Genomic DNA, 23,764 nt, shown 5'->3' with positions numbered 1-23,764 from the left:
GACGATCGGCCCGGCACCGCGAACCTCGATCGGACCGCCGCTCCCGCCGGCCGGCGCATGCCACCGGCGAACGCCCCGTCGCGGTGGGCGGTCAGTGGCGGGGGACGGCCGCTATACCGGTCGCGGTGCGGATGATGGCTATGTCTCCTGTCTGGTCGGTGCGGTGGATCTGGGTGCCCAGGCGTTGCAGGAGTCTGAGGGTCGCCGGAGACGGGTGGCCGTAGTCGTTGTCCTCGCCGACCGAGATCAGGGAGACGGAGGCGTGGGCGGCGGCCAGGAATCCCGCGTCCTGGCCGCGGGCACCGTGGTGCGGAACCTTGAGCACCTGGACGCGGGGGACGGTCCCTGTCAGGGCACGTTGTGCCTCCTCTTCGATGTCGCCTGCCAGCAGGGCGCTGAAGCCGGGCCTGCTGGCGACGAGGACGACGCTCGCATTGTTGATCGTGGTGCCGTCGTCCCCGGGTGAGAGGGCGGGGCCGGCGGCTCGCGGGGCGAGGACCGAGAGTGCCAGGTCGCCGATCCGCCACTGCCGGCCCGCCTCGGCGGGCCGGGTGGGAAGGCCGGGGGCGAGGCGTGCCTCACGGCCGGACGTGCGGGACGTCGTCAGGACCTGGCGGACGCGGCGGCCGTTCCGGACGCCGGACGTGCCGTTGATGTGGTCGGCGTGCGGGTGGGTCAGGACGAGCAGCGGGACGTCCTCGACGTGCAGGCGTCGCAGGCATCGGTCGATCAGTGCCGGGTCGGGGCCGGTGTCGACGACGACCGCCCGGCCGGGGCCGGTGGACAGCACGAGTGCGTCGCCTTGGCCCACGTCGCAGGCGACCATCTGCCAGCCGGGCGGCGGCCAGCCCGGGGCCGTGACGCGCATGGCGACGACGGCGATCAGGATTCCGGCCAAGGCGGCGGCCATGAGCAGGCGCAGGCGGCGGCTGCGCAGGATCAGGACGGCGATCCCCGCGGCCAGGAGGAGCGCCATCGCGCCCCGGCCGCCGCTCGTCCACGGGACCGTGGCATAGGGCAGCGCGGCGGCGGTGCGGGCGACGCGGACGATCCAGCCGACGGCCAGTCCGCCGGGCCAGACGATCACCTGGGCCAGCGGCGGTGAAAGGAGCGCGACCACGGCGCCGAGCGCGCCCAGGAGGGTGGCGGGGGCGACGGCGGGAGCGGCCAGCAGGTTCGCGAACACCGCGACGACGCCTATCTCGCCGGAGAGCATGACCAGGACGGGAGCGACCGCGACCTGGGCGGCCGCCGCGACGGCGACGGCGTCGGCGAGGGGGCCGGGCAGCCGGCGGGCGAGCCGCTCCCGCCACGGCGGCGCCAGGACGAGCAGCCCGGCGGTCGCCAGGACCGACAGCGCGAACCCGTACGAGCGCGCGAGTCCGGGATCGATCAGGACGAGGAGGAGGACGGCGGCCGCGAGGGCCGGCAGGCCCTGGCGCTGACGTCCGGTGACCAGCGCGAGCAGGCCGATGAGACCCATGACGGTCGCCCGCAGGACGCTCGGCTCCGGGCGGGCGACCACGACGAACGCGAGCACCGCGATGACGGCGACGGGTGGGGCGCGCCGCCGTCCGAGGCCGAGCAGGCGGCAGAGTCCGAGGACGGCGCCGATGACGATCGCGAGGTTCGCGCCGGACACGACCAGCAGGTGGGTGAGCCCGGCGGCGCGGAAGTCCTCCGCGAGCGCCGGGTCGAGGCGGGAGGTGTCGCCGACGACCATGGCGGGCAGGACGCCGCGCTGGTCGGGCGGGAGGCGCGCCACCGCGGCCCGCAGCCGCGCCCGCACGTGCTCGGCTGCGCGCTGGATCGTGGACGGAGGCCCGAGCACGGCGGGCGGACCGCGCACGATCACGACCGCGGCGAGCAGGCCGGCGCCCTTTGGCGTCACGAACCTGCCGTGAAGGCGCACCCGCTGACTGGGCACCAGGCCGAGCCAGCGGGGATCACTCGCGATCAGCAGCACCGGGACGCGGACCTCGGCCCGCGGGACCTCCTCCACCCGGGCCCTGAGAATGATCACCTGTCGCCCGCTGCCCGGTTTCGCCCGGGGGTCGCCGGTGACGACCGCCTCCGCCGTCGCGGAACGCCCCTGGCCGGCGAGGTCCCGCACCGGCCCGGTGCCGACGGCCGTGGCGCGCAGCGCCACGCCGGCCGCCGACGCGGCGGCGCACACGAGGACGACCCCGGCCAACCTCCGCCGCGACGCCTCCGCCCGGGTCGCGGGACCCCGTGGACGGCCGGCGGTGCCGCTCGCGGCGCCACGGCGCGGGCGAGGTCCCGGGGAGCGCGATGGGCGGCGGGGGGCCAGGAGGTAAAGGGCTGTCAGGGCGGTGGCGGCGGCCACGGTGCAGGAGACGGCCGGAGGGAGGCCGATGGTCGCGGCGGCGGTGATCCAGGTGGCGAGGGCCGGAGCCAGCAGGCGCAGGTCGTGGGTCATACGCATACCAGGGGCTTCAGGTCGGCATAGCGGCGGGCGCCGATGCCGCTGACGTCCCGGAGCTGCTCGATCGAGCGGAAGCCGCCCTGCCGGGTGCGGTAGTCGACGATGCGTCCGGCGAGGACGGGCCCGACACCGGGGAGATCGTCCAGCTGGTCGGGGGTGGCGGTGTTGAGGTTCAGCGGGCCGCCGGGTGCGGCGGACGCACCGGACGCGCCGGGCTGGGGCGGGGCTCCGGGCGCCGGTGTGGGACGCGGGACGCCCACCGGGATCTGCTCGCCGTCCACCACCTTGCGGGCGAGGTTGAGGGGGCCGGTCTTCGCGCCTTCGCGGACCCCGCCCGCCGCCTTGATCGCCTCGGCGACGCGGGAACCGGACGGCAGGGTGATCACGCCGGGATGCTCGACCTTGCCGAGGACGTGTACCACCACCGAGGGTGAGGCCGTCACCGGGCTCGCGGACATGGCGGGCCGCGGGCCGGTGAGTGTGGCGTCCGCGGCGGGGGCCGCGGGCTCATGCGGACGCGGCCGGGACAGCCACAGGTAGCCGGCGGCGACCAGGGCGGCGACCACGCCGACCAGGACGAGGATTCGGACGTTCGAGCGTTCGGGTGTGGCGCGTAAGCGAGCGGCCGGCGGCGTATCGGGAGGTCGCAGGCGGCCCATCAGCGCCTGCAGGCGGTCCTGGGGGTCGGGCTTCATGCCGACCGACGCTAGGCGGGCCGCGTATCCGGCCGTGAGCGCTTCGCCGACTGTGGATAACTTCCGGGTCAGCGGATCACGGCGGCCGCCGAGACACGTGCGCGGCGGCCGGTGATCGTCATCGGGAGGCGATGTGATCCCGGGTGGTGGCGAGCCGGCGGCCGCCGCTCACCCGGACCGAATGGGGCCCTCGTGTGCGATCACAGGTGGGGGGCCACGACGACGCCCAGCATGCCGGGGCCGACGTGGGCGCCGATGACGGGGCCTACCTCGCCGACGTAGACGTCCACGGCGTGCGGGATGCGTTCGCGGAGACGGGCGGCTAGGGACTCGGCGCGGGCCGTGGCGGCCAGGTGCTGGACACCCAGGTCGACGCGGCGGTCTCCGGCCTCGGCGACGGCGAGTTCCTCCAGCCGGGCCAGTGCGCGGGACGACGTGCGGACCTTCTCCAGCGGCGCGATCCGCCCGTCCCGGATGTCCAGGAGGGGCTTCACCATCAGCGCGGAGCCGAGAAGGTTGGCCGCGGCGCCGATGCGGCCGCCCCGGCGCAGGTGTTCGAGGGTGTCGACGCAGACGAGGGACCGGGTGAGCGCGGCGCGGCGGGTGGCGGCGTCCGCGACCTGGTCGGCGCTTCCGCCGGACATCGCGGTGGCCGCGGCGGAGAGGGCGGCGAACCCCAGGCCCATCCCGAGGGTTCCGCTGTCGATGACCCGTACCGGCACCGGCGCGGCGGCGGCGGCGAGCCGGGCTGCGTCCACCGTCCCGGACATGGCGGCCGAGAGGTGGACGGAGACGATCTCGCGGGCGCCGGAGTCCGCGGCGGCCCGGTAGGTTTCGGCGAAACGCTCGGGGGCCGGGCGGGACGTGGTGATGGGGTGCCATTCCTTCAGCGCCTGGGCGGCCTCGGCGGTGCTGATGTCGCCCTCGTCCCGCGTGGTGCCGCCGACGGCGATCTGCAGGGGGACGATGGTCAGCCCATGCCGTTCGGCGAGCCCCGCCGGAAGGGAGGCGGTTGAATCGGTGACGACCGCGACCGCGCTGCCCATGGCACGGACACTACCCGCCGCCGGGCCGGTGCGTCAGGGCTGGACGGGGACTCCGCCGCGCCAGATGCGCAGCGCGCGGAGGCCGAACGCCCAAGCGAACGCGCCCTCGTGGTCGGCGTCCCACAGGACGATGTCGGCGAGCATGCCGGGGGCGAGGGAGCCGCGGTCGCCGACGCGGAGGGCGGCCGCGCCGCCGAGGGTCGCGGCGCGCAGGGCCTCGGTGACGCTGAGGCCGAACATGGCCACGGACAGCCCGATGACGAGGGGCATGGACGTGATGCCGCACTGGCCGGGGTTGTGGTCGGTGCCGAGGGCGACGGTGACGCCGCGTTCGAGCATCTGCCGGACGGGGGCGGGGGCGCGGCTGCTGTTGAGGGCGCTGCCGGGGCAGACGGTGGCGGTGACGCCGGCGTGCGCGAGCGCCTTGATGTCGTCGTCGTTGGCCTGGGTGAGCAGGTCGGCGGAGGCGCAGCCGACCTCGGCGGCGACCTGGGCCGCGCCGATGCGCTCGTTGGCGCAGGCGTGCATGCGGGCCTTCAGCCCGGCCCGCTTTCCGGTGAGCAGGAGGGCGCGTGCCTCTTCGGCGGTGAAGTGGCCCTCGTCGCAGTAGACGTCGATCGAGTCGGCACCGGCCACGGCGGCGTCGCCGGCCCACAGCCGGACGGCCTCGATGTAGTCGCGGCGGCGGCCGAAGAACTCCGGCGGCAGGATGTGCGCGGCCAGGAACGTGGCGTGGATGCGCGGCATGGACGGTTCGCCTTCGAGCGAACGCAGCATCCGGATGTCGGCGAGTTCACCGTCTCGGGTGAGGTGGTATCCGGTCTTGGCCTCGACGGTGGTCGTCCCGGCGAGGATCCACTGGCGGAGCCGTTCACGGACGCCGTTGCAGAGCGTCCAGGGGTCGGTGCCCCGGGTGACGGTCACGGTGGAGTTGACGCCGCCGCCCGCGGCGGTGATGGCGGAGTGGGACGAGCCGCTGGTGCGCATCGCGAGCTCGGCCCACCGGTTGCCCGCGTAGACGGGGTGGGAGTGGGCGTCGATGAGCCCCGGTGTGACCAGGCCGCCGCCCAGGTTCTCCACGTGGTCGACGTCGACGATGTCGTCGATGATGCCGGGGACGCTCTGCGGGAGGTCGGAGGCGGGCCCGGCCCAGACGATCCGGTCGTCGTGGATGAGCACCGCGGCGTTGCTGCAGACGTCGGTGCCCGTCCAGAGCCTGCCGATGTTCGTCAACAGCCGTACGGTCATGGCGTCACCGGCCCGGACGGGGCCATGCGCGCGTCAGCGCGGTTCCGGGCGCCGTGGGGCGTTACTGCGGGCCGGCCGCTCTCGCTCCGGTGCGAGGCCCTGCCGTGGAGCCGAGGCGGGCCACCAGTTCTCGTTCCGGCGCTTGGATCTTTCATGGAGTGGGCCACCTGCTCTCGATCCGAAACGCCGACTGGGTGCCGGCGACTCACCGTCGGTGGGTCGGGTGATCGGGCGACCACCACTGGCACGAGACCGGAGATATCGGTTTCGTCACGGTAGTGCACTGAAGGCCCGCCCGACAACCTCTGATCGCAGCGCATCGACAGCCATCACCTCGCCCCTGGCTCTACGACCGTACGGAATTCAACCGCACCGTCAAGCCGATTGGGCAAGCTGTCACCGTTCGGGAATGAGGACGGGCCCGGAGACGGCTTCCAGACGCGTCCGAACTCCGTCCTGAACCGAGCCGAAACCCCGCCGGGCGGCTGGACCCGGCGGGATCGTCAGACGCTCGGGGTCACGGCCTCGTACCGGGAAAGCTCCCCGGCGAGGTCGGCCGGGACCCTGGCGTGGAGCATGGTGCCCTCGGCCAGATGGTCCTGCTTGAGGATTTCACCGCGCTCGTGCACCTGCGCGACGAGGTCGCCGCGCTCGTAGGGCACCAGGGCGTGCAGTTCGCTCTCCAGCCCGGGCAGGTCGGCCTCGACGGCCGCGCGAAGGTCCTCGATACCGAACCCGGTGCGGGCGGACACGACGACGCTGTGCGGTTCCCGGCGCTGGAGGCGGGCGATCGCGAGGTCGTCGGCGGCGTCGGCCTTGTTGATGACGATGATCTCGGGGATCTCGTCGGCGTCGATCTCGCGCAGCACCTCGCGGACGGCGTCGATCTGCGCCTCGGGGTCGGCGTCGGAGCCGTCCACGACGTGCAGGATCAGCCCGGCGTCGGTGACCTCCTCCAGCGTCGAGCGGAACGCCTCGATGAGCTGGTGCGGCAGGTGCCGGACGAACCCGACGGTGTCGGCCAGGGTGTAGGCGCGGCCGCCGGGCGTCTCGGCGCGCCGGACGGTGGGGTCGAGGGTGGCGAACAGCGCGTTCTCCACCAGTACCCCGGCGCCGGTGAGCCGGTTGAGCAGGGACGACTTGCCCGCGTTGGTGTAGCCGGCGATGGCGACGGCGGGCACCGCGTGGCGGCGGCGTTCGCCGCGCTTGGTGTCGCGGGCCTTGGACATGCCCTCGATCTGCCGGCGCAGCTTGGCCATCCGGGTGCGGATCCGCCGCCGGTCCAGCTCGATCTTGGTCTCGCCCGGTCCGCGTCCGCCGATGCCGATGCCGCCGGCGGCGCGGCCGCCGACCTGCCGGGACAGGTTCCCGCCCCAGCCCCGCAGCCGCGGCAGCAGGTAGTTGAGCTGCGCGAGCTCGACCTGCGCCTTGCCTTCGCGGCTCTTGGCGTGCTGGGCGAAGATGTCCAGGATCAGCGCGGTCCGGTCGATCACCTTGACCTGGACGGTCTCCTCCAGGTGCCGCAGCTGGCTCGGGGCCAGCTCGCCGTCGCAGATGACGGTGTCGGCGCCGGTGGAGATCACGATGTCGCGCAGCTCCGCGGCCTTGCCGGAGCCGATGTAGGTGGCCGGGTCGGGACGGGAGCGGCGCTGGACGAGGCCCTCGAGGACCTCCGAGCCGGCCGTCTCGGCGAGGAGCGCCAGCTCGTGCAGGGAGTTCTCGGCCATCTCGGCCGTTCCCTCGGTCCAGACGCCCACGAGGACGACCCGCTCCAGCCGGAGGGCGCGGTACTCGACCTCGGTGACGTCGGTCAGCTCAGTGGACAGGCCCGCGACGCGCCGCAGCGCCCGCCGGTCCTCAAGGTCGAGTTCGCCCGTCATGGGCTCGAACTCGCCGGCTTCCCGGCTCTCGAACTCGTCCGCATTCCGGGTCTGGTCTGAAGAGAAAGGTTCAGTCATATGTCCTCAGTAGAACGCCGCGTCGCGGCCGTATCTTCCCGCGATCGTCTCACGCACCGTCCACGGTGGTCACGTGCTTATCGGCGTGGGTTCACGCACGCGCGCGCGGGGAGATGTGGAGGCAGCGGACCCGCTTTGACCGGGCTCGGCACCGCCGAGTACCGTTCTCCACATAACAGAAGTGAAATTTCGCTATACGAAAGGGCAGGCTGATGGCTGGACTGGAAGGCATCGAGGTCACCGGACCCCTCGGCGAGCGGTACGAGGAGATCCTGACCCCCGAGGCGCTCGGCCTGCTCGCCGCCCTGCAGCGCGAGTTCGGCGCCCGGCGCAAGGAGCTGCTGGAGGCGCGGGCCGAGCGCCAGCGCAAGCTCTCCGCGGGCGGCACGCTGGACTTCCTGCCCGAGACCGCCGGCGTCCGCGGAGACGACTCCTGGCGGGTCGCAGACCCCGCGCCCGGCCTGGAGGACCGCCGCGTCGAGATCACCGGCCCGACGGACCGGAAGATGACCATCAACGCGCTCAACTCGGGCGCCAAGGTGTGGCTGGCCGACTTCGAGGACGCCAACACCCCCCTGTGGGACAACATGATCGAGGGGCAGCTCAACCTGCGCGACGCCCTGGACCGCACCATCGACTTCACCGACGCCAAGAGCGGCAAGTCCTACGCCCTCAAGGCCGACGGGGAACTGGCGACCATCGTCGTCCGGCCGCGCGGCTGGCACATGGAGGAGAAGCACCTCCTCGTCGACGGCGAGCCCATGTCCGGCTCCCTGTTCGACTTCGGGCTGTACTTCTTCCACTCGGCCCGCCGGCAGCTCGACAAGGGCAAGGGCCCCTACTTCTACCTGCCGAAGATGGAGAGCCACCTTGAGGCGCGGCTCTGGAACGACGCGTTCAACCTCGCCCAGGACCGCCTGGACGTCCCCCGCGGCACCATCCGCGCGACCGTGCTGATCGAGACGATCCCGGCCGCGTTCGAGATGGAGGAGATCCTCTACGAGCTGCGCGACCACTCCGCCGGCCTGAACGCCGGCCGCTGGGACTACCTCTTCTCGGTGATCAAGAAGTTCCGGGACCGGGGCGCCGACTTCGTCCTCCCCGAGCGGAACGCGATCACGATGACCGCACCCTTCATGCGGGCCTACACCGAACTGCTCGTCCGGACGTGCCACAAGCGCGGCGCACACGCGATCGGCGGCATGGCGGCGTTCATCCCGTCCCGCCGCGACGAGGAGGTCAACAAGGTCGCCCTGGAGAAGGTCCGGGCCGACAAGACCCGCGAGTCCGGCGACGGCTTCGACGGCTCCTGGGTCGCCCACCCCGACCTCGTCCCGATCTGCCGGGAGGTCTTCGACGGCGTCCTCGGCGACAAGCCGAACCAGCGCGACCGGCTCCGCGAGGACGTCGAGGTCTCGGCCGCCGACCTGCTCAACATCAAGGCCACCCCCGGCGACATCACCGAGACCGGCCTGCGCAACAACATCGACGTGGCGCTGCGCTACCTCGCCACCTGGCTGGACGGCGCCGGCGCGGTCGCGATCCACAACCTGATGGAGGACGCCGCGACCGCCGAGATCTCCCGCTCCCAGGTGTGGCAGTGGATCTACAACGGCGTCGAGCTCAAGGACGGCCCGAAGGTCACCAAGGAACTCGTCGAGCGGCTCCTGGACGAGGAACTCGGCAAGATCAAGGCCGAACTGGGCGACGCCTACAACGAACCCCGCTACGACCAGGCCGTGACCCTCTTCAAGGAGGTCACCCTCGCCGACGAGTACTCCGAGTTCCTCACCACCCCCGCCTACCAGCAGTTCCCGTAGAACCCGGGTGCCGGAGCACGGGCCGGGCGGCCGCGGGTCGTCCGGCCCCGATATTGCGGTGGGTCCGCGGCCGGGAGGATGGTGGAGGGGATGGAACCACTACTCACAGCGCTCGGTCTGCGGCTGGAAGCGCTCGTCGGGGCCGATCGGGTCGTCACCGACCCGGTGCGGCTGCGCACGTACGAATGCGACGGGCTGACCAACCACCGCGCGACGCCCGGTGTCGTCGTGCTGCCCGGCACCGCCGAGCAGGTCGCCGCCATCGTGCGGGAATGCGCGGCGGCCGGGGTGCCGTACGTGGCGCGCGGGTCGGGGACGGGCCTGTCGGGCGGGGCGCTGCCCCGCACGGACGGCGTCCTGATCGTCACGTCCCGGATGCGCCGGATCCTGGAGATCGACATTCCGGGGCAGCGGGCCGTGGTGGAGCCCGGCGTGATCAACCTGGACGTGACGCGCGCCGTCCGCCCGTACGGGTACTACTTCGCGCCCGACCCGTCCAGCCAGCAGATCTGCTCGGTCGGCGGGAACGTGGCGGAGAACTCCGGCGGCGCGCACTGCCTGAAGTACGGGTTCACCGCGCACCACGTCCTGGCCTGCGAGGTCGTCACGCCCGACGGCGAGCTGGTCGAGCTGTCGGCGGACGCGCCGGGCTACGACCTGCTGGGCGTGTTCGTCGGGGCGGAGGGCACGCTCGGCATCACCACCAAGATCACGGTGCGGCTCACCCGGGTTCCGGAGACCGTGCAGACGCTGCTGGCGGCGTTCGACTCGATCGAGGCCGGCGGCGCCGCGGTGTCGGCGATCATCGGCGCTGGCGTCGTCCCGGCGGCGATCGAGATGATGGACGCGCTGTCGATCGAGGCGGCGGAGGCCGCGGTGCGCTGCGAGTATCCGCCGGGCGCCGGTGCGGTGCTGATCGTGGAGCTGGACGGCCCGCAGCCGGAGGTCGCGGCGCAGTTCGCCGACGTCGAGCGGCTGTGCCGGGACGCGGGCGCGTTCGAGATCCGCATCGCCGCCGACGACGAGGAGAGGGCGCTGATCTGGAAGGGACGCAAGTCCGCGTTCGCCGCGGTCGGCCGGATCAGCCCCGCCTACCTCGTCCAGGACGGAGTCATCCCGCGGACGGCGCTGCCGCGGGTCCTGGCGAGCATCGACGCGCTGTCGGCCGAGTCGGGGGTGCGGGTCGCGAACGTTTTCCACGCGGGCGACGGCAACCTGCATCCGCTGGTGCTGTTCGACGACGCGGATGAGGGCGCGGAGGAACGCGCCGAGGCGGTGTCGGGCGCGATCCTCGACCTGTGCATCGAGCACGGCGGCTCCATCACGGGTGAGCACGGCGTCGGCGTGGACAAGTCCCGCTACATGCCGCGCATGTTCACCGAAACCGATCTGGACACCATGCAGATGGTCCGCTGCGGATTCGATCCCGCGGGGCTGTGCAACCCGGGCAAGGTGTTCCCCACGCCGCGCCTGTGCGGCGAGGTGCCGGGCGTGCGCAAGGGCCCCCACCCGTACGAAGGAAAGGCGGACCTCTTCTGATGCGGCCCCTGGACGCCTTGGCGAAGGTCTGCGGCGATGTACGGCCCGGTGAGCCGGCGGAGGGCGTGCTCGGTGTCGAGCCCGCTCTCGTCGCCGCGCCGGAGAACCTGGCCGAGGCCGCCGACGTCATGCGCGTCGCCGCCGAGAAGGGACTGGCCGTCGTCCCGCGCGGCGCCGAGACCCGCCTGGACTGGGGAACGCCCCCGGAGCGGTGCGATCTGCTCGTCGACACCCACCGGCTGGACGGCCTCGTAGAGCACGCCGCGGGAGACCTGGTCGCGAAGGTGGAGGCGGGCCTGCCGATGGAGCGGCTCGGCGAGCGACTCGCGGAACGCGGCCAGAGGCTCGCCCTCGACCTCCCCCTGCCGGGTTCCACCGTCGGCGGGACGATCGCCACCGGCGCGGCCGGCCCGCTCCGCTCGCTGTACGGGACGCCCCGCAACCTGGTCATCGGGCTCACGATCGTCCGGGCGGACGGTCAGGTCGCGCGTTCCGGCGGCAAGGTCGTCAAGAACGTCGCCGGGTACGACCTGGGGCGGCTCTTCTGCGGCTCGTACGGAACCCTCGGCCTCATCGTGGACGCCACGTTCCGCCTGCATCCCGTCCCTGCGGCGACCGCCTATGTGACGTGCGCCGTGAACGGGCCTGAGGATGCGCACGACGCCGTCCAGACCGTTCTGCACTCCCCTGCGGCGCCCAGCGCCGTCGAGTACATCAGCCCAGGGACGGTTGTGGTCGCCCTAGAGGGCGTCCAGGAGGGCGTCGCCGCGCGCGCTCGGCAGACCGCGGATCTCCTCGGCGAGAACGCCGAAATCTCAGAGACCGCACCGGACGGCTGGGCACGGTACCCGGACGGCACCACCCTCATCGACATCACCGCCTCGCCGTCCGCCCTCCGCGACGTCCTCGCCGTGCCCGGCCCGGACGCCGCCGTCACGTGGAGCGGCGACGGGCACGGCCATGTGGGGCTCCCCGCCGGATCGTCGCCGGACGACGTCGCCGACGTCCTGGGCCGCCTGCGGGACGTGCTGGCCCGGCACCGCGGCGGCGCCGTCGTCCGCTACGCGCCGGAAGAGGTGCGCGCCGGCGTCGACGTGTGGGGCCCGGTCCCGGCCCTCACGCTGATGCGGCGCGTGAAGGACCAGTTCGACCCGGATCACCGGCTGTCCCCCGGCCGTTTCGTTGGAGGTATCTGATGAGCGCCGAAGACGACCTGCCGAACCTGCTCAGCGACTGCGTGCACTGCGGTTTCTGCCTGCCGACGTGCCCGACGTACGTGCTGTGGGGCGAGGAGATGGACTCGCCCAGAGGCCGCATCCACCTCATGCAGCAGCACGCGGACGGAGAGCCGCTCAGCGGCGCGATGGTCCAGCATTTCGACGCCTGCCTGGGATGCATGGCGTGCGTGACGTCCTGCCCGTCCGGCGTGCAGTACGACCGGCTCATCGAGATGACCCGGGCCGACGTCGAACGCGAGCACCCACGTTCGCTCAAGGAGCGGGCCATACGGGAGATGGTCTTCAATCTGTTCCCGTACAAGCGGAGACTCCGTGCTCTGCGCGGCCCACTGCGCGCGTACCAGAAGTCGGGTCTGGAACGGCTCGTCCGGCGTAGCGGCGTACTGGAACGCATCTCGCCGTCGGTGGCCGCCATGGAACGGCTCGCGCCGCCTCTGGGCAGGGCGCCGAGGCTGCCGGAACGCGTCGCCGCGCGCGGTGAACACCGCGCCACGGTCGGGATGCTGACCGGCTGCGTGCAGAGCGAGTTCTTCCCCGGCGTCAACGCGGCCACCGCCCGTGTCCTGGCCCTCGAAGGCTGCGACGTGGTCATCCCCCGGGATCAGGGCTGCTGCGGGGCGCTGTCCCTGCACTCCGGCCGCGAGGAGGAGGCCCGCGCGTTCGCCCGCCGGACGGTCGAGACGTTCGAGTCCGTCGACGTCATCGTGGTGAACTCCGCGGGCTGCGGGTCCGCGATGAAGGAGTACCGGGCGCTGCTGGCCGGCGATCCCGCCTGGGCGCGGCGGGCGGAGGCGCTGTCGGCCAAGACCCGCGACCTCGCGGAGTACCTCGTGGAACTCGGGCCCCGCGCGAAGCGGAGGCCACTACCGGTCACGGTCGCCTACCACGACGCGTGCCATCTGGCCCATGCGCAGGGCATCCGCAGCCAGCCCCGGGCGTTGCTGGCCGCGATTCCGGAGCTGACCGTCCGGGAGATCGCCGAACCCGACATCTGCTGCGGATCCGCCGGGACCTATAACCTGTTCCAGCCGGAGGCCGCCGGAGAACTCGGCGACCGAAAGGCGGTGAACGTGGACGCCACGGAAGCCGAACTACTCGTCGCGGCCAACCCCGGCTGCTCCATGCAGATCGCCACCGCGCTGCACCGGCGCGGCGCCGGCATCGCGGTCGCGCACACCGCGCAGGTGCTGGACGCCTCCCTACGGGGATTGGGTCGCGACGCCCTCATCGCAGCCGATTCGTAGCCCCGTGACCAGGAACGCCGCCGAATCCGGGCGTCCTGTATCGTGTCTGGCTCCTTGAGACAGGACGCGCTTACCGATCTTGGAGTGGCCCAAGGGAGCACGCAGACCATGTCCAACAACTACCAGCCGTACCGCATGAACCACCGGAGGAAGAAGCGCAACGCGGGGAGGCTCGGGCTCGCCGGGGCCCTCACCGGCGCCCTCGGCATCGCCGCGGTGGCCGCGGCGATCGTGATCATCCGGCCGGGCGACGACCCGGGCGGAGAGGCCGCTCGGCCGACATTGGCAGGTCAGGGAAGCGTCGCGCCGGAGGGTCCGTCGGTGCCCGCCCCGAAGACCGGACCCCCGATCGGGTTCACCACCCCGGAGGGATACGGCTACAGCCTCGCCGCCGTGAAGGCCGGAACGACCCCGCAGCCCCTCGGCGCCACCGAGCCCCCGCCGTCGGGGACGACGTACGCCTACGCGGACTACGTCCTCACCAACAGCCAGCGGCGGCCCGTGCTGCTGGACTATCCAGCCGACCTGTTCATGCCGAAGGCGCAGGTTCCGGCGTCCGCGCAGGAGCGGTGCATGCCGCAGGCGGGCATCCCCGACGAGATGTGCACGCTCCCCAATCACTCCGAGATCACCGCCCGGGTCGACGGGGCGAAGCCGCCCACCGACGAGAACGGCAGCATGATGATCCCGGCGGGTGCCTCCTACGTGGTGCGGATCGCCTCCGACCTCCCGGTCAACGAAGAGATCTCCGCCGGCGACCTGCGGCTGTTCGTGTGGAACGCCCGGTACACCAGCGACCTCAAGGGCATCCGGCTCGTGTTCCCCTGACCCTCTACGACCGGGGCTGAGACGGCTTCGTGAACCCGATGTCCTGGTAGGCGGGCTGGAAGAAGCCGCAGGCGCCCAGATTGGCCAGGTCCCCGCGCGTGGCGACGAGCTGGGGACGCTGGTACAGCGGCAAGACCGACGCCTGGCGCCAGATGAGCCGGTCGGCCCTGTTCACAAGGACGTGAATTCTCGCCTGGTCGACCTCCGCGATGGCGCGCTCCATCGAGGCGTCGATGGCCTCGCTGCCGATACGGGAGTAGTTCTGCTGGATCCGGTCGCCGTGCGGTTGCGCGAACACCGATCTCATCGGCGACACCGGGAAGGACGTGCCCAGCCAGGAGAACGGGACGATGTCGAAGTTCCCGGGGGTGACGTACTGGCCGAACGCGTCGTCGGCGGGAACCGGTTCGATGTCCACACGGACGCCGACGCGTTCGAGCAGCGCCCGCGTCAGTTCCCCTTCACGCTTGCTGATCGGAACGCCGGCCGGGACGACGAAACGCAGCGCCAGCGTGCGTCCGTCCCGGGCGCGGTACTTCCCGCGGGGCTTCCAGCCCGCCTCGTCCAGGAGCCGCCTGGCGCGTTCCGGGTCGTACACGCCGAACTCCCCGGAGTTGTCCCGGTAGCCGTCCTGGGTGTTGACGTAGAAGTGGTTGCCGAGCGTCCGCACCGGCACCCCGAGGCCGGACAGGTCGGACCGGGCGATGGCGCGCCGGTCGATGCCGAGCATGACGGCCCGCCGCACCCGCACGTCGGACAGGACCGGTGAGGCGGCGTTCAGCGTGAAATGCCGCCAGTCGGGGCCGCCCGCCCGGCGGACGGTGGCGCCGCTCACTCCTTGGACGCGCCGCAGAGCGCCCGCGTCGAGGCCGATGTCCATGAGGTCGATCTCGCGGTTGGCGAACGCGCCGGGCGTCGCGCTGGGGTCCATCGCGCGGTAGAGGATGCGGTCGAGTTTCGCGCGCGGACCCCACCAGGCGGGGTCGCGGACCATCGTCACCGTCTTGGCGGTCCGGTCGATCTCCCGGACTTTGAACGGGCCGGCCGTGACGGGCAGGCGGTTCGTCCAACCCGTGTTGAACGCGCGTGGGTCGGAGTACACGGTGGCGGGGTAGAGCGGGCTGAACAGGCTTCGCCAGTCCGCGTACGTCCCGTCGAAGGTCACCTCGACCACGTGTTCGCCGGGGCCTCGTTCGATGCGCTTGATGCGGCGGTAACCGGTGACGGCGGAGACCTCGTATCGCGGGTCGCGTCCTGAGAGCGCGCGTGCCTGCGCCACGAAATCGGCGTAGCCGATGGGGCGGCCGTCCGACCACCTGGCCCGTGGGTTGAGGCGGTACGTGATGGTCTGGCCCTGCCCGGTGCGCTTCAGCGATGCCGACCGCAGGTATTCGGGGACGGGTCGCGGGACGGCCTTCTCATCGGCCCGCATCAGGTAGGGCAGGACGCCGCGGATGACGCGCTCGACCGCCCCCGTGGTGCCCGTGACGTGGTGGAAGTTCCACTGGGACGGGGACTCCGGCAGCGGCCAGCGCAGCGTCCCGCCGTCCGCGACACGTTCGCGCGGGGTCGGGTTGACGTCGGACGCGGGCAGCCGCCCGGACGCGTGGGAAGTGGAGCCCTCCGGCCCGGGGCCGCCGCAGCCGCTCAGCGTCGCGGCGCCGAGGAGGACGGCGCCGAACGTCCGTTTCACCGCCCGTCCCCGACTTCGGCGAGGGGATGGTGACACGCCACGAAGTGGTCGACGCCTCCCCCAGATCGCACGGGACGAGATTCGGGATCGTGTTCCTTGCACAGGGCTCCCTCGACGGCGGTGAGCGTGGCGTAGCGCGGGCAACGGGACCGGAAACGGCACCCGCCCGGTGAAGAAGCGGGGTCGGGTGGGTCTCCCCGCAGGAGGGCGCGGCGGCGACGCCGTTCCAGGTGCGGATCCGCCGGCGGGACGGCGTCCAGCAGCGTGCGCGTGTACGGATGGGTGGACGCGCCGTACACGCCGGCCACCGGCCCGATCTCGACGATGCGCCCCGAGTACATGACGGCGACGCGATCGGCCAGGCCATGGACGACGGCCAGGTCGTGGGCGACGAGCAGGTACGCCATACCGAGCCGCTTGCGCAGACGCTCCAGAAGCGCCATGACGTCGGCCTGAACGGACACGTCCAGGGCCGCGACAGGTTCGTCCAGGAGCAGCAGCCGTGGTTCCAAGGCCAGCGCTCTGGCGATGCCGACACATTGCCTCTGCCCACCGGAGAGACCATGGGGGTAGCGCCTGGCGTGATCGGGCTCCAGACCCACCAGCTCCATCAGTTCCCTGGCCCGGCTCCTCGCCCGCATCGCGGGTACACCGTGCGTGGTCAGCGGTTCGGCGAGGATGTTCTCCACACGCATCCGCGGGTTCAGAGACGAGAACGGGTTCTGGAACACCACCTGGACATCGCGCCGCAGCGCCTTCCGGTCGGCGGCGCGCAGGGCCGCCGTGTCCTGTCCGAAGACGGCGACGCGCCCGCCCTGCGGACGCGACAGCCGGAGTATCTCCATCAGGGCCGTGGTCTTGCCGCACCCCGACTCCCCGACCAGCGCCAGAGTCTCGCCCTCCCGGACGTCGAACCCGATGCCGTCCACCGCGCGCACCGTCCCGGCCCGGCGCCGCAGCAGCGTCCCCTTGTACAGCGGGTGGTGCCGGACGAGACCGTCGACTTCGAGCACGACGGGACGATCCGGCCGGGACGGAGGCACCGGCCGCTCACCGATACGAGGAATCGACCGCAGCAGCCTGCTCGTGTACGGCGTCGCCGGGCGCCGGTAGACCTGCTCCACCGGCCCGGACTCCACGGCTCGCCCGGCGCGCATCACCATGACGCGGTCGGCGAATCCGGCGACGACCCCGAGGTCGTGAGTGATGAGGACGATCGCGGCGCCGGTGGCCTCCTTGGCGACCCGCAGGACGTCCAGCACCTGCGCCTGAACGGTCACGTCCAGGGCGGTCGTCGGCTCGTCCGCGACGATCGCGGCCGGGGCGTTGGCGATCGCCATGGCGATCATCACGCGCTGCCGCATACCGCCTGAGAACTCATGCGGGTAGGCACGGACGCGCCGCGCCGCCCCTGGAATCCCGACCAGATCGAGCAGTTCGACGGCCCGTGCACGCGCCACCGCGCGCGAAGCTCCAGAGTGGATCCGGACCGTCTCCGCGATCTGGTCACCCACCGTGTGGACGGGCGTAAGCGCGGACAGCGGATCCTGGAACACCATGGACAGTTCCTTGCCGCGCACCCGCGACAGTTCGGTGTCCGACCGCCCGAGCAACTCCTCACCGCGCAACCGCACCGAGCCCGCGACACGGGCGCTCTCGGGCAGAAGCCCCATCACGGCGAGTGCGAGCGCGGTCTTGCCGGAGCCCGATTCACCGACGATCCCGAGCACCTCGCCCGCCCCGACCGTGAACCCCGCACCCCGGACGGCATGCACATCGGGTGTGTAACGAACCGTCAGATCCGTGACCCGCAGCACGGTCAACTCCCGTCCCGGACAGGATCGAGGACGTCGCGCAGCCCGTCACCCAGGAGGTTCACCGCGACGACGACGAGAACGAGCAGCCCGGCGGCGAAGCCGAACGGCCATGGACGGGCGGCCGCGGCGCCATGGCCGTCGGCGATCAGCGTGCCGAGCGACACGTCCGGCGGCCGCACACCGAGACCGAGGTAGGACAGGCCGCTCTCCGCGATGATCGCGACGCCGACGTTCAGGCTCACGTCGACGGCCAGCAGTGACGCGAGCTGGGGCAGGACGTGCCGGACGATCACGCGTGGCGCGCCCACCCCGAGGAACCGGGCGGCCAGCACGTACTCACGCTCGCGCAGCGAGACCGTCATGGCCCGCACCATCCGGGCCGTGAACATCCACATGAACGCGGCCAGCAGTGCCGCGAGCACCGGCACGCCCCCGGAGATCCGCGGCGCCGGCACCACGACGATCAGGAGGGGAGGAAGGACCAGCAGCAGGTCGGCGCCGCGCATCAGGATCCGGTCGGCCCGGCCGCCCGCGTAGCCGGCCGCGGTGCCGACGACGGCGGCGAGCCCGGTCGAGATCACGGCGGCGAACACGCCGATGAGCAGCGACATCCGCGCGCCCCGCAGGGTGAGGGCGAAGACGTCGCGGCCGCTCTGCGTCGTGCCGAGCCAGTGCCGCGCGGACGGCCCCTGATCGAAGGCCGTGAAGTCCGTAACGTCCCAGCCCCAGGGCGAGACGAGCGGCCCGGCGAACACCAGCGAGATCACCAGCCCGAGCAGAGCCAGCCCCGCGGTGGCCCGCCGGCTCCGCGCCCCGCGCCGGGCGGTCACGTCGCGTCCCTGACGCGCGGGTCGAGGACGCCGTGCAGCACGTCCGAGACCAGCCCGGCGAGCAGGACCCCGCACACGGCGACGCACTCGATCGCCGCGACCGCGTTGACGTCCCCGCGCGAGACGGAGTCGACCAGCCACTCCCCCAGCCCGTGCCGGCCGAAGACCTTCTCCGCGAACACGCCGCCGAGAACCAGGGATCCGGACGCATAGGCGATGTAGGTCGTCATCGGTATCAGCGCGATGCGCAGCCCGTGCCGCAGCAGGGCGCTCCGCCGCCGCAGCCCCTTGGCGCGCGCGGTGCGCACGAAGTCGGCGTGCAGGACGTCCAGCATCATGCCGCGCTGGTACCGGCAGTAGACGGCGAGTTGCGCGAGCGCGATCGTGGCCGTCGGCAGCACCAGGTGCCGCGCCCGGCCGGCCGGCCCGGAGGACGCGCCGGGCGTGGACTCACCGACCCACACGAAGACCCGCACGCCCATGACCTGGTTGGCCTTGGTCGCGGCGAGCTGCAGCAGCACCGCCAGCACGAACACGGGGACGGCCAGCAGCAGGCATGATCCGAGGGTGATGAGCCGGTCGGCCGCCCGCCCGCGCCGCACGGCCGCGTGAGCGCCGAGGAGGACGCCGAGCACGCACCCGAGGACGGCCCCCGGGAGCACCAGCCGCAGGCTCACACCGAGCCGCCGCCATAACTCGGCGCCGACCGGCTCCCCGTCCCATGTACGGCCGAGGTCGCCGCGCAGGACGCCCGCGGCCCACGTGCGGTACCGGTCGGCCAGCGGCGTCCGGTCGTTGAGGTTGAGGGCGCTGAGCCGGGCGTCGATGACCGCCTCGGGCGGCCGGGGCGCCCGGCCCTCGTAGCCGGCGCGCGGATCGAGCGCGACCGCGGCGAGCAGGTAGGCGAGGCTCGTGGCCAGGACGGCCAGCACCAGGTGGCGCGCCGCCCGGCGCAGCAGGAACGCCCCCATGTCCCCCCTCCGGGCCGTCCGGCAGAAGCACAGAATGCTACTGGCCGATTACGTACAGCGTTGGGAAAAGCCCGGAGAAGGCGTTCGATGTCAGGCGAGGGCGGGTTCGCGGCCGCGCGCGGCCTCCTCACCGGTACGTCCCCGCAGCCCGCCGACGGCCAGGAGCGCGAACCCGGCGGCGGCCCAGGCGACCAGGACGGCCAGCGGTCCCGCGGCGCCCGCGCCGTCGAAGAAGGCCGTCGACCGCAGCAGCGACACCGCCGCGCCCGGCGGGAGCATCTGGCCGAGATCGCCCCACGGCTGGGGCAGCATCTCCGGCCCGGAGGCGGCGGCCGACAGCGGATTGCCGAGGAGCAGCAGCGTGAGCGAGCCGATGCCGAGCCCGGCGCGCCCGAGGGCCGTGGCGAGGCCGACGAGGGTGCCGGTCACGGCGAGGATCGCCAGGGCCATGGCCCCGGCGAGCGCGAGGTACGGGCCGGGCAGCAGCGACAGCCAGCCCTGCGCGATCCCCGCCACGCCGAGGCCTCCGAGCCCGGCGAACAGCACCACACCGGCGGCGCGCCACGCGGCCGCGGGGATCGCGAACGCCAGCAGCACGGAGGCGGCGAGCCCGGACATGACCAGCGGTAGCGCGAGGGCGCCGAATCCGGCCCCGCGCGGGTCGTCGGAGTCGGCGGCGACGACGTCCTGGACGGGCGGGACGGGCGAGACGGGCACAGTCCCCTCCGGGGCGGGCCTCTGGGCCAGCGCGCCGAGTTGCTGGGCGATGACCGGCGAGGCCGCCGAGGCGGTGAGCACCTTGGGGCCGGACGGCGTCGCGACGATGGCGCCGTACGCCTTCCGGTCGGCGATCGCCGCCCGCGCACCGGCCTCGTCCGGCCTGGTCAGGACGTCGAACGCCCCCGGCCGTTCCCGGTCCAGCCGTTCCGCGACGGTGGCGGCCTGAGGGCCGGTCACGACGATCGGGACGTCGCGCGGCGCCACCCGCGCGGCGGGCCAGGCGAAGGCGATGATCATGACGAGTTGCAGCAGCGCGGCGGCCGCGACGACGCCGGCGGTGCGCCGGGCGAGGGACGATCGCATGCTCGGCCTCCCAAATAAAGCGAATGTCCGTTCTCTTTTGCAGCGTCACAGCCGGGGACCGAACTTGTCAAGAAACGAACGTTCGTTTTATCTTGGGGCCATGCCGAGGGTCAGCGAAGAGCATCTCGAGCGGCGGCGCCGTCAGATCGTGGACGCGGCCCGCGCCTGCTTCATCCGCAAGGGCGTCCACGCGACGTCCATGCAGGACATCTTCGCCGAGGCCGGGCTCTCGGCCGGCGCCGTCTACCGCTACTTCAAAAGCAAGAACGAGATCATCGAGGCCAACATCTCGACGGTCGTCGGCGACATGCAGGCGTTCTTCGACGAACTCTCGCGCGGCGACCCCCTCCTGCCGCTGGACGAGGTGATCGAGCAGCTCGCGGCCAAGGTCGTCGACCTGTCCGGCGATGACGGCCCGCTCCGGCTCGCGCCGGAGGCGTGGGCCCTCGCCCTGCACGACCCGGAGATCGCCACCTACGCCGCCGCCAACGTCACCGGTCTCCGGGAGACGTGGACGTCCTACATGCGCCGGCTGGTCGAGGCCGGGTTCCTTCCCGCCGACACCGACGTCGTGGCCGTCGGCAAGACGCTGTTCGCCGTCGTGCCCGGTTTTCTCGTGCAGCGGCTCGTCCTCGGGGACTTCTCCCCGGAAGAACTGCGGCGCGGAGTGCGGGCGCTCACTCGCGAAAGCATGTTGACTCTGCCGACCTGACGCGGCCTCCATCCGGCTGTGCGTCGCCGCGTCCGCGGCCCATTCCGGCCGTTCCGGCACCGGCGGCGATCCGAACCCGCCCCTGTGAAGGGCTCAGAGCCGCCGCCCGCACCGCGTTGCCGGGCACCGGCAGGCGGCGCGGAGACATCGCCCGGTGGCTCCCACCGGGCGACCGTGACCTGCGCCTACGGTTCTATCCGCCGGTTTCCGCGGTTACCATCACGGCACGCGCCACCGCGCCGCGACGGGGTCAGTGTCCTCGGAAGGGGGTCCCGGTGTCCTGAGGCGGACGCCCTGACGTCTGCAGGACAGGGGCAAGACGCTTTAACATTCCATTACTTTTGGTCTGGGGTGGGCATGGTCGAGACGGCAGAACAGGACCCCGGGGCGGCACGCGTCGCTGTCCCGGTGGCGCTCGGCGCCGTCCTGCTCGTCGCCGCATCGTTCGTGATCGGTACCCGGCTGCCCTCTGACCTGCGGATGGTCTGGTGGCATCCGGAGATCCTCGTCGCGATCGCCTGGACGCCCGTGGCCGCCGTCCTGCTGCGGCACCGGCCGAGGCTGACGGTCGGCTGGCTCATGCTCGGATCCGGCTTCAGCGCCGCCGTTTACGTCCTCTCGCTCAACATGGCCCCGTGGTTCGAGCTCCGCCACTGGACCGGGACCGCCTTCCTCACCTGGCTCAGCATCTGGCTGTGGGCCATTGACACCTACGCCCTTACGCTCGTCCTGCCGCTGATCTTCCCGGACGGGCGGCTCGTGTCGCGCTGGTTCCGGCCGGTGCTCGTGCTGGCCTGCCTCATCCCGGTGATCGTCTGCGTCCACCTGACGATCGACCCCGACGTGCGCCGCTGGCACAACGGGGTGTCGACGTATCCGTTCGGCGGGATCCCGGTGGCCATCACCGTGGCCATCCTCGGCACCCTGGCCGCCGGGCTGCTCTCGGTGGCCGTGCGGTTCGTCCGGTCGCCCCCGGACGTCCGGCGGCAGATCGCCTGGGTCGTCTATCCCGGCATCGTCGCCCAGGCGGTCATCTACGTCGGCGAGAACAGCATGATCGGGGATCCGTTGCGCAACGTCACCATCGTCGCCGTCCCCGTCTGCATCGCCATCGCGATCACCCGCTACCGGCTCTACGACATCGATCTCGTGGTCAGCCGGACGCTGGTGTACGCGGGGCTCGTCGCCGTCATCACCGGCGTGTACTTCGCGCTGGTCGGCGCGGCGAGCCTGCTCGCCCACGGCCAGGGAACCCTCTCCGGGCTGGCCGGGGCGATCGTCGCGGGCGCGGTGTTCGAGCCCGTCCGGCGGCGGCTGCAGCGCACGGTGGACGGGTTCATCCACGGCGAGCGCGACCCGTACCGGATCGCCGACCGCCTCAACCGCCGGCTGCAGACCGCCGCCGACCCGGCCGCGGCGCTCGCCGTGGCCGCCGAGGTGGCGCGGTCCGCCCTGCACGCCACCGGCGTCGTGATCGAGGTCCTGGACCGCGACGGCCGGACGATCTCGGCCGAGGACGGTGTGCTCGGCGACCGGCCGCAGCTCATCCCGCTGGTCTGGCACGGGGAGCCGGTGGGCCGGCTGCTGTTCGGCGTCACCCGGTCGCCGGACGCGCGGCTCTCGGGCATCCTGGCCCGCAACCTCGCCGAACTGTCCAACGCGGTACGGCTCGCCGCGGACGTCCAGCGGTCCCGGGAGCACATCCTGCGCACCCGGGAGGAGGAGCGCCGGCGGCTGCGGCGCGACCTGCACGACGGGCTCGGCCCGACGCTGGCGAGCCTCGCGATGACGGTCGACGCCGCGCGCATCACGCTGAAGACCGACCCCCATGCGGTGGACGCGCTGCTGGAGGAGCTCCGCGCGACGATGGGGAGCACCATCGGCGACATCCGGGAGCTCGTGTACGGGCTCCGGCCGCCCGCGCTGGACGATCTGGGGCTGGAGGGCGCGATCCAGGCGCTCGGCGGGGTCGTCGCCACGGGCGACGGTCCCAGAGTGGACGTCCAGGTGGAGGGCGATCTCAAAGGTCTGCCGGCGGCCGCCGAGGTCGCCGCGTACCGGATCGTGCAGGAGGCGCTCACCAACGTGCACCGGCACGCCAAGGCCGGGTCCGCGCTCGTCCGGCTGCACCTGAACGGCGACCTGCACGTCACCGTCGACGACGACGGCGTCGGCCTGCCCTCACAGGTGCGATCCGGCATCGGCATGTCCTCCATGCGGGAACGTGCGGCCGAGCTGGGCGGCTCCTGCACCGTGAGCCCCGGGCCCAAAGGGGGGACGCTCGTCCGCGCCAGGCTCCCCGTCAACGGCGTCCGTTCCTGACGCCCGCCCGCATCATCCGGGCCGGGCCAGGCCGTCCGGCCCCTTCGGCCCTCACCCGGGTGGGAGGGCCGGTGACCGCCCCCCGCCAAGAAGGTCGCCACCGGCCCTCAGGCTCCGTACGGAACGGGGCTCCCATCCCGATCCATACGGGCCATTCACCAGAGGGTGTGCATGAACGAAGTTATGCGGCTGATGGTCCCGTTGGTGAGGGACACCTGTCCCGTTCGAGCCGGGACGAGCCGGAACGCGGCTCCGACCCTGGTTGGACCGGGTC

17 protein-coding genes are annotated in these 23,764 nt (G+C 72.5%); 7 read left to right on the top strand and 10 right to left on the bottom strand.

The genetic code is table 11. The annotated features are described in order from the left end of the window. Nucleotides 1-91: 91 nt before the first annotated feature. The 5 genes from ACGFK0_RS09145 to hflX all read right to left on the bottom strand — a co-directional run bounded on the left by ACGFK0_RS09145 (nt 92) and on the right by hflX (nt 7,393). Nucleotides 92-2,440, bottom strand: a complete 2,349-nt coding sequence (locus ACGFK0_RS09145) for a DNA internalization-related competence protein ComEC/Rec2 (protein WP_392902111.1) — start codon at nt 2,438-2,440, stop codon at nt 92-94. Further along, nucleotides 2,437-3,141: a helix-hairpin-helix domain-containing protein gene (locus tag ACGFK0_RS09140; protein ID WP_392902109.1), complete on the bottom strand. Its 705-nt coding sequence runs from the start codon at nt 3,139-3,141 to the stop codon at nt 2,437-2,439. The genes ACGFK0_RS09145 and ACGFK0_RS09140 overlap by 4 nt, the downstream gene beginning before the upstream one ends. 200 nt (nt 3,142-3,341) lie before the next feature. Continuing rightward, nucleotides 3,342-4,187 carry a DegV family protein gene (locus ACGFK0_RS09135; RefSeq protein ID WP_392902107.1) on the bottom strand — a complete coding sequence of 282 codons (846 nt, stop codon included), beginning with the start codon at nt 4,185-4,187 and terminating at the stop codon, nt 3,342-3,344. Between the two features lie 33 nt (nt 4,188-4,220). Continuing rightward, nucleotides 4,221-5,435, bottom strand: coding sequence for an imidazolonepropionase (gene hutI / locus ACGFK0_RS09130; RefSeq protein ID WP_392902105.1), 1,215 nt, complete (start codon nt 5,433-5,435; stop codon nt 4,221-4,223). Nucleotides 5,436-5,938: 503 nt separating this feature from the next. Further along, a complete protein-coding gene (gene hflX / locus ACGFK0_RS09125) occupies nt 5,939-7,393 on the bottom strand; it encodes a GTPase HflX (protein ID WP_392902103.1) in 1,455 nt (484 codons plus the stop codon). A 212-nt stretch (nt 7,394-7,605) separates the two neighbouring features. On the opposite strand from hflX, the gene aceB reads away from it, so the two are divergent. The 5 genes from aceB (at nt 7,606) to ACGFK0_RS09100 (ending at nt 14,062) form a co-directional block, all read left to right on the top strand. After that, on the top strand, nt 7,606-9,213 hold the full coding sequence (gene aceB, locus ACGFK0_RS09120) for a malate synthase A (protein ID WP_392902101.1): 1,608 nt from the start codon (nt 7,606-7,608) through the stop codon (nt 9,211-9,213). 90 nt (nt 9,214-9,303) lie between these two features. Continuing rightward, nucleotides 9,304-10,752: an FAD-linked oxidase C-terminal domain-containing protein gene (locus ACGFK0_RS09115; protein WP_392902099.1), complete on the top strand. Its 1,449-nt coding sequence runs from the start codon at nt 9,304-9,306 to the stop codon at nt 10,750-10,752. Beyond that, nucleotides 10,752-11,948 carry an FAD-binding oxidoreductase gene (locus tag ACGFK0_RS09110; protein WP_392902097.1) on the top strand — a complete coding sequence of 399 codons (1,197 nt, stop codon included), beginning with the start codon at nt 10,752-10,754 and terminating at the stop codon, nt 11,946-11,948. Before ACGFK0_RS09115 ends, ACGFK0_RS09110 begins: the two co-directional genes overlap by 1 nt. Beyond that, on the top strand, nt 11,948-13,234 hold the full coding sequence (locus tag ACGFK0_RS09105) for a (Fe-S)-binding protein (protein WP_392902095.1): 1,287 nt from the start codon (nt 11,948-11,950) through the stop codon (nt 13,232-13,234). Before ACGFK0_RS09110 ends, ACGFK0_RS09105 begins: the two co-directional genes overlap by 1 nt. 108 nt (nt 13,235-13,342) lie before the next feature. Further along, on the top strand, nt 13,343-14,062 hold the full coding sequence (locus ACGFK0_RS09100; protein WP_392902093.1) for a hypothetical protein: 720 nt from the start codon (nt 13,343-13,345) through the stop codon (nt 14,060-14,062). A 4-nt stretch (nt 14,063-14,066) separates the two neighbouring features. Here ACGFK0_RS09100 and ACGFK0_RS09095 read toward each other — a convergent pair whose 3' ends face one another. The 5 genes from ACGFK0_RS09095 to ACGFK0_RS09075 all read right to left on the bottom strand — a co-directional run bounded on the left by ACGFK0_RS09095 (nt 14,067) and on the right by ACGFK0_RS09075 (nt 20,456). Continuing rightward, on the bottom strand, nt 14,067-15,755 hold the full coding sequence (locus tag ACGFK0_RS09095) for an ABC transporter family substrate-binding protein (protein WP_392902091.1): 1,689 nt from the start codon (nt 15,753-15,755) through the stop codon (nt 14,067-14,069). Beyond that, nucleotides 15,752-17,578: a dipeptide ABC transporter ATP-binding protein gene (locus ACGFK0_RS09090; protein ID WP_392902089.1), complete on the bottom strand. Its 1,827-nt coding sequence runs from the start codon at nt 17,576-17,578 to the stop codon at nt 15,752-15,754. Before ACGFK0_RS09090 ends, ACGFK0_RS09095 begins: the two co-directional genes overlap by 4 nt. After that, complete coding sequence (locus ACGFK0_RS09085) at nt 17,575-18,402, bottom strand: ABC transporter permease (protein ID WP_392902087.1); 828 nt, start codon at nt 18,400-18,402, stop codon at nt 17,575-17,577. Before ACGFK0_RS09085 ends, ACGFK0_RS09090 begins: the two co-directional genes overlap by 4 nt. After that, nucleotides 18,399-19,373 (bottom strand): ABC transporter permease, encoded by a 975-nt coding sequence (locus ACGFK0_RS09080; protein WP_392902085.1) that lies wholly within the window; start codon nt 19,371-19,373, stop codon nt 18,399-18,401. Before ACGFK0_RS09080 ends, ACGFK0_RS09085 begins: the two co-directional genes overlap by 4 nt. A 90-nt stretch (nt 19,374-19,463) precedes the next feature. Then, entirely contained in the window at nt 19,464-20,456 is a 993-nt protein-coding gene (locus ACGFK0_RS09075) for a hypothetical protein (RefSeq protein ID WP_392902083.1), read from the bottom strand. A 100-nt stretch (nt 20,457-20,556) separates the two neighbouring features. On the opposite strand from ACGFK0_RS09075, the gene ACGFK0_RS09070 reads away from it, so the two are divergent. Next, the gene (locus ACGFK0_RS09070) at nt 20,557-21,168 is read left to right on the top strand and encodes a TetR/AcrR family transcriptional regulator (protein ID WP_392902081.1); all 612 of its coding nucleotides are present in this window, start codon (nt 20,557-20,559) and stop codon (nt 21,166-21,168) included. Nucleotides 21,169-21,525: 357 nt separating this feature from the next. Then, entirely contained in the window at nt 21,526-23,490 is a 1,965-nt protein-coding gene (locus ACGFK0_RS09065) for a histidine kinase (RefSeq protein WP_392902079.1), read from the top strand. Nucleotides 23,491-23,764: the final 274 nt, after the last annotated feature.

Origin of the sequence: Spirillospora sp. NPDC048823, from assembly GCF_043198445.1 — a bacterium.
GTDB lineage: Bacteria > Actinomycetota > Actinomycetes > Streptosporangiales > Streptosporangiaceae > Spirillospora.
Note: the sequence above shows the minus strand (reverse complement) of the source record. Positions and strands in the feature narration are given on the sequence as shown.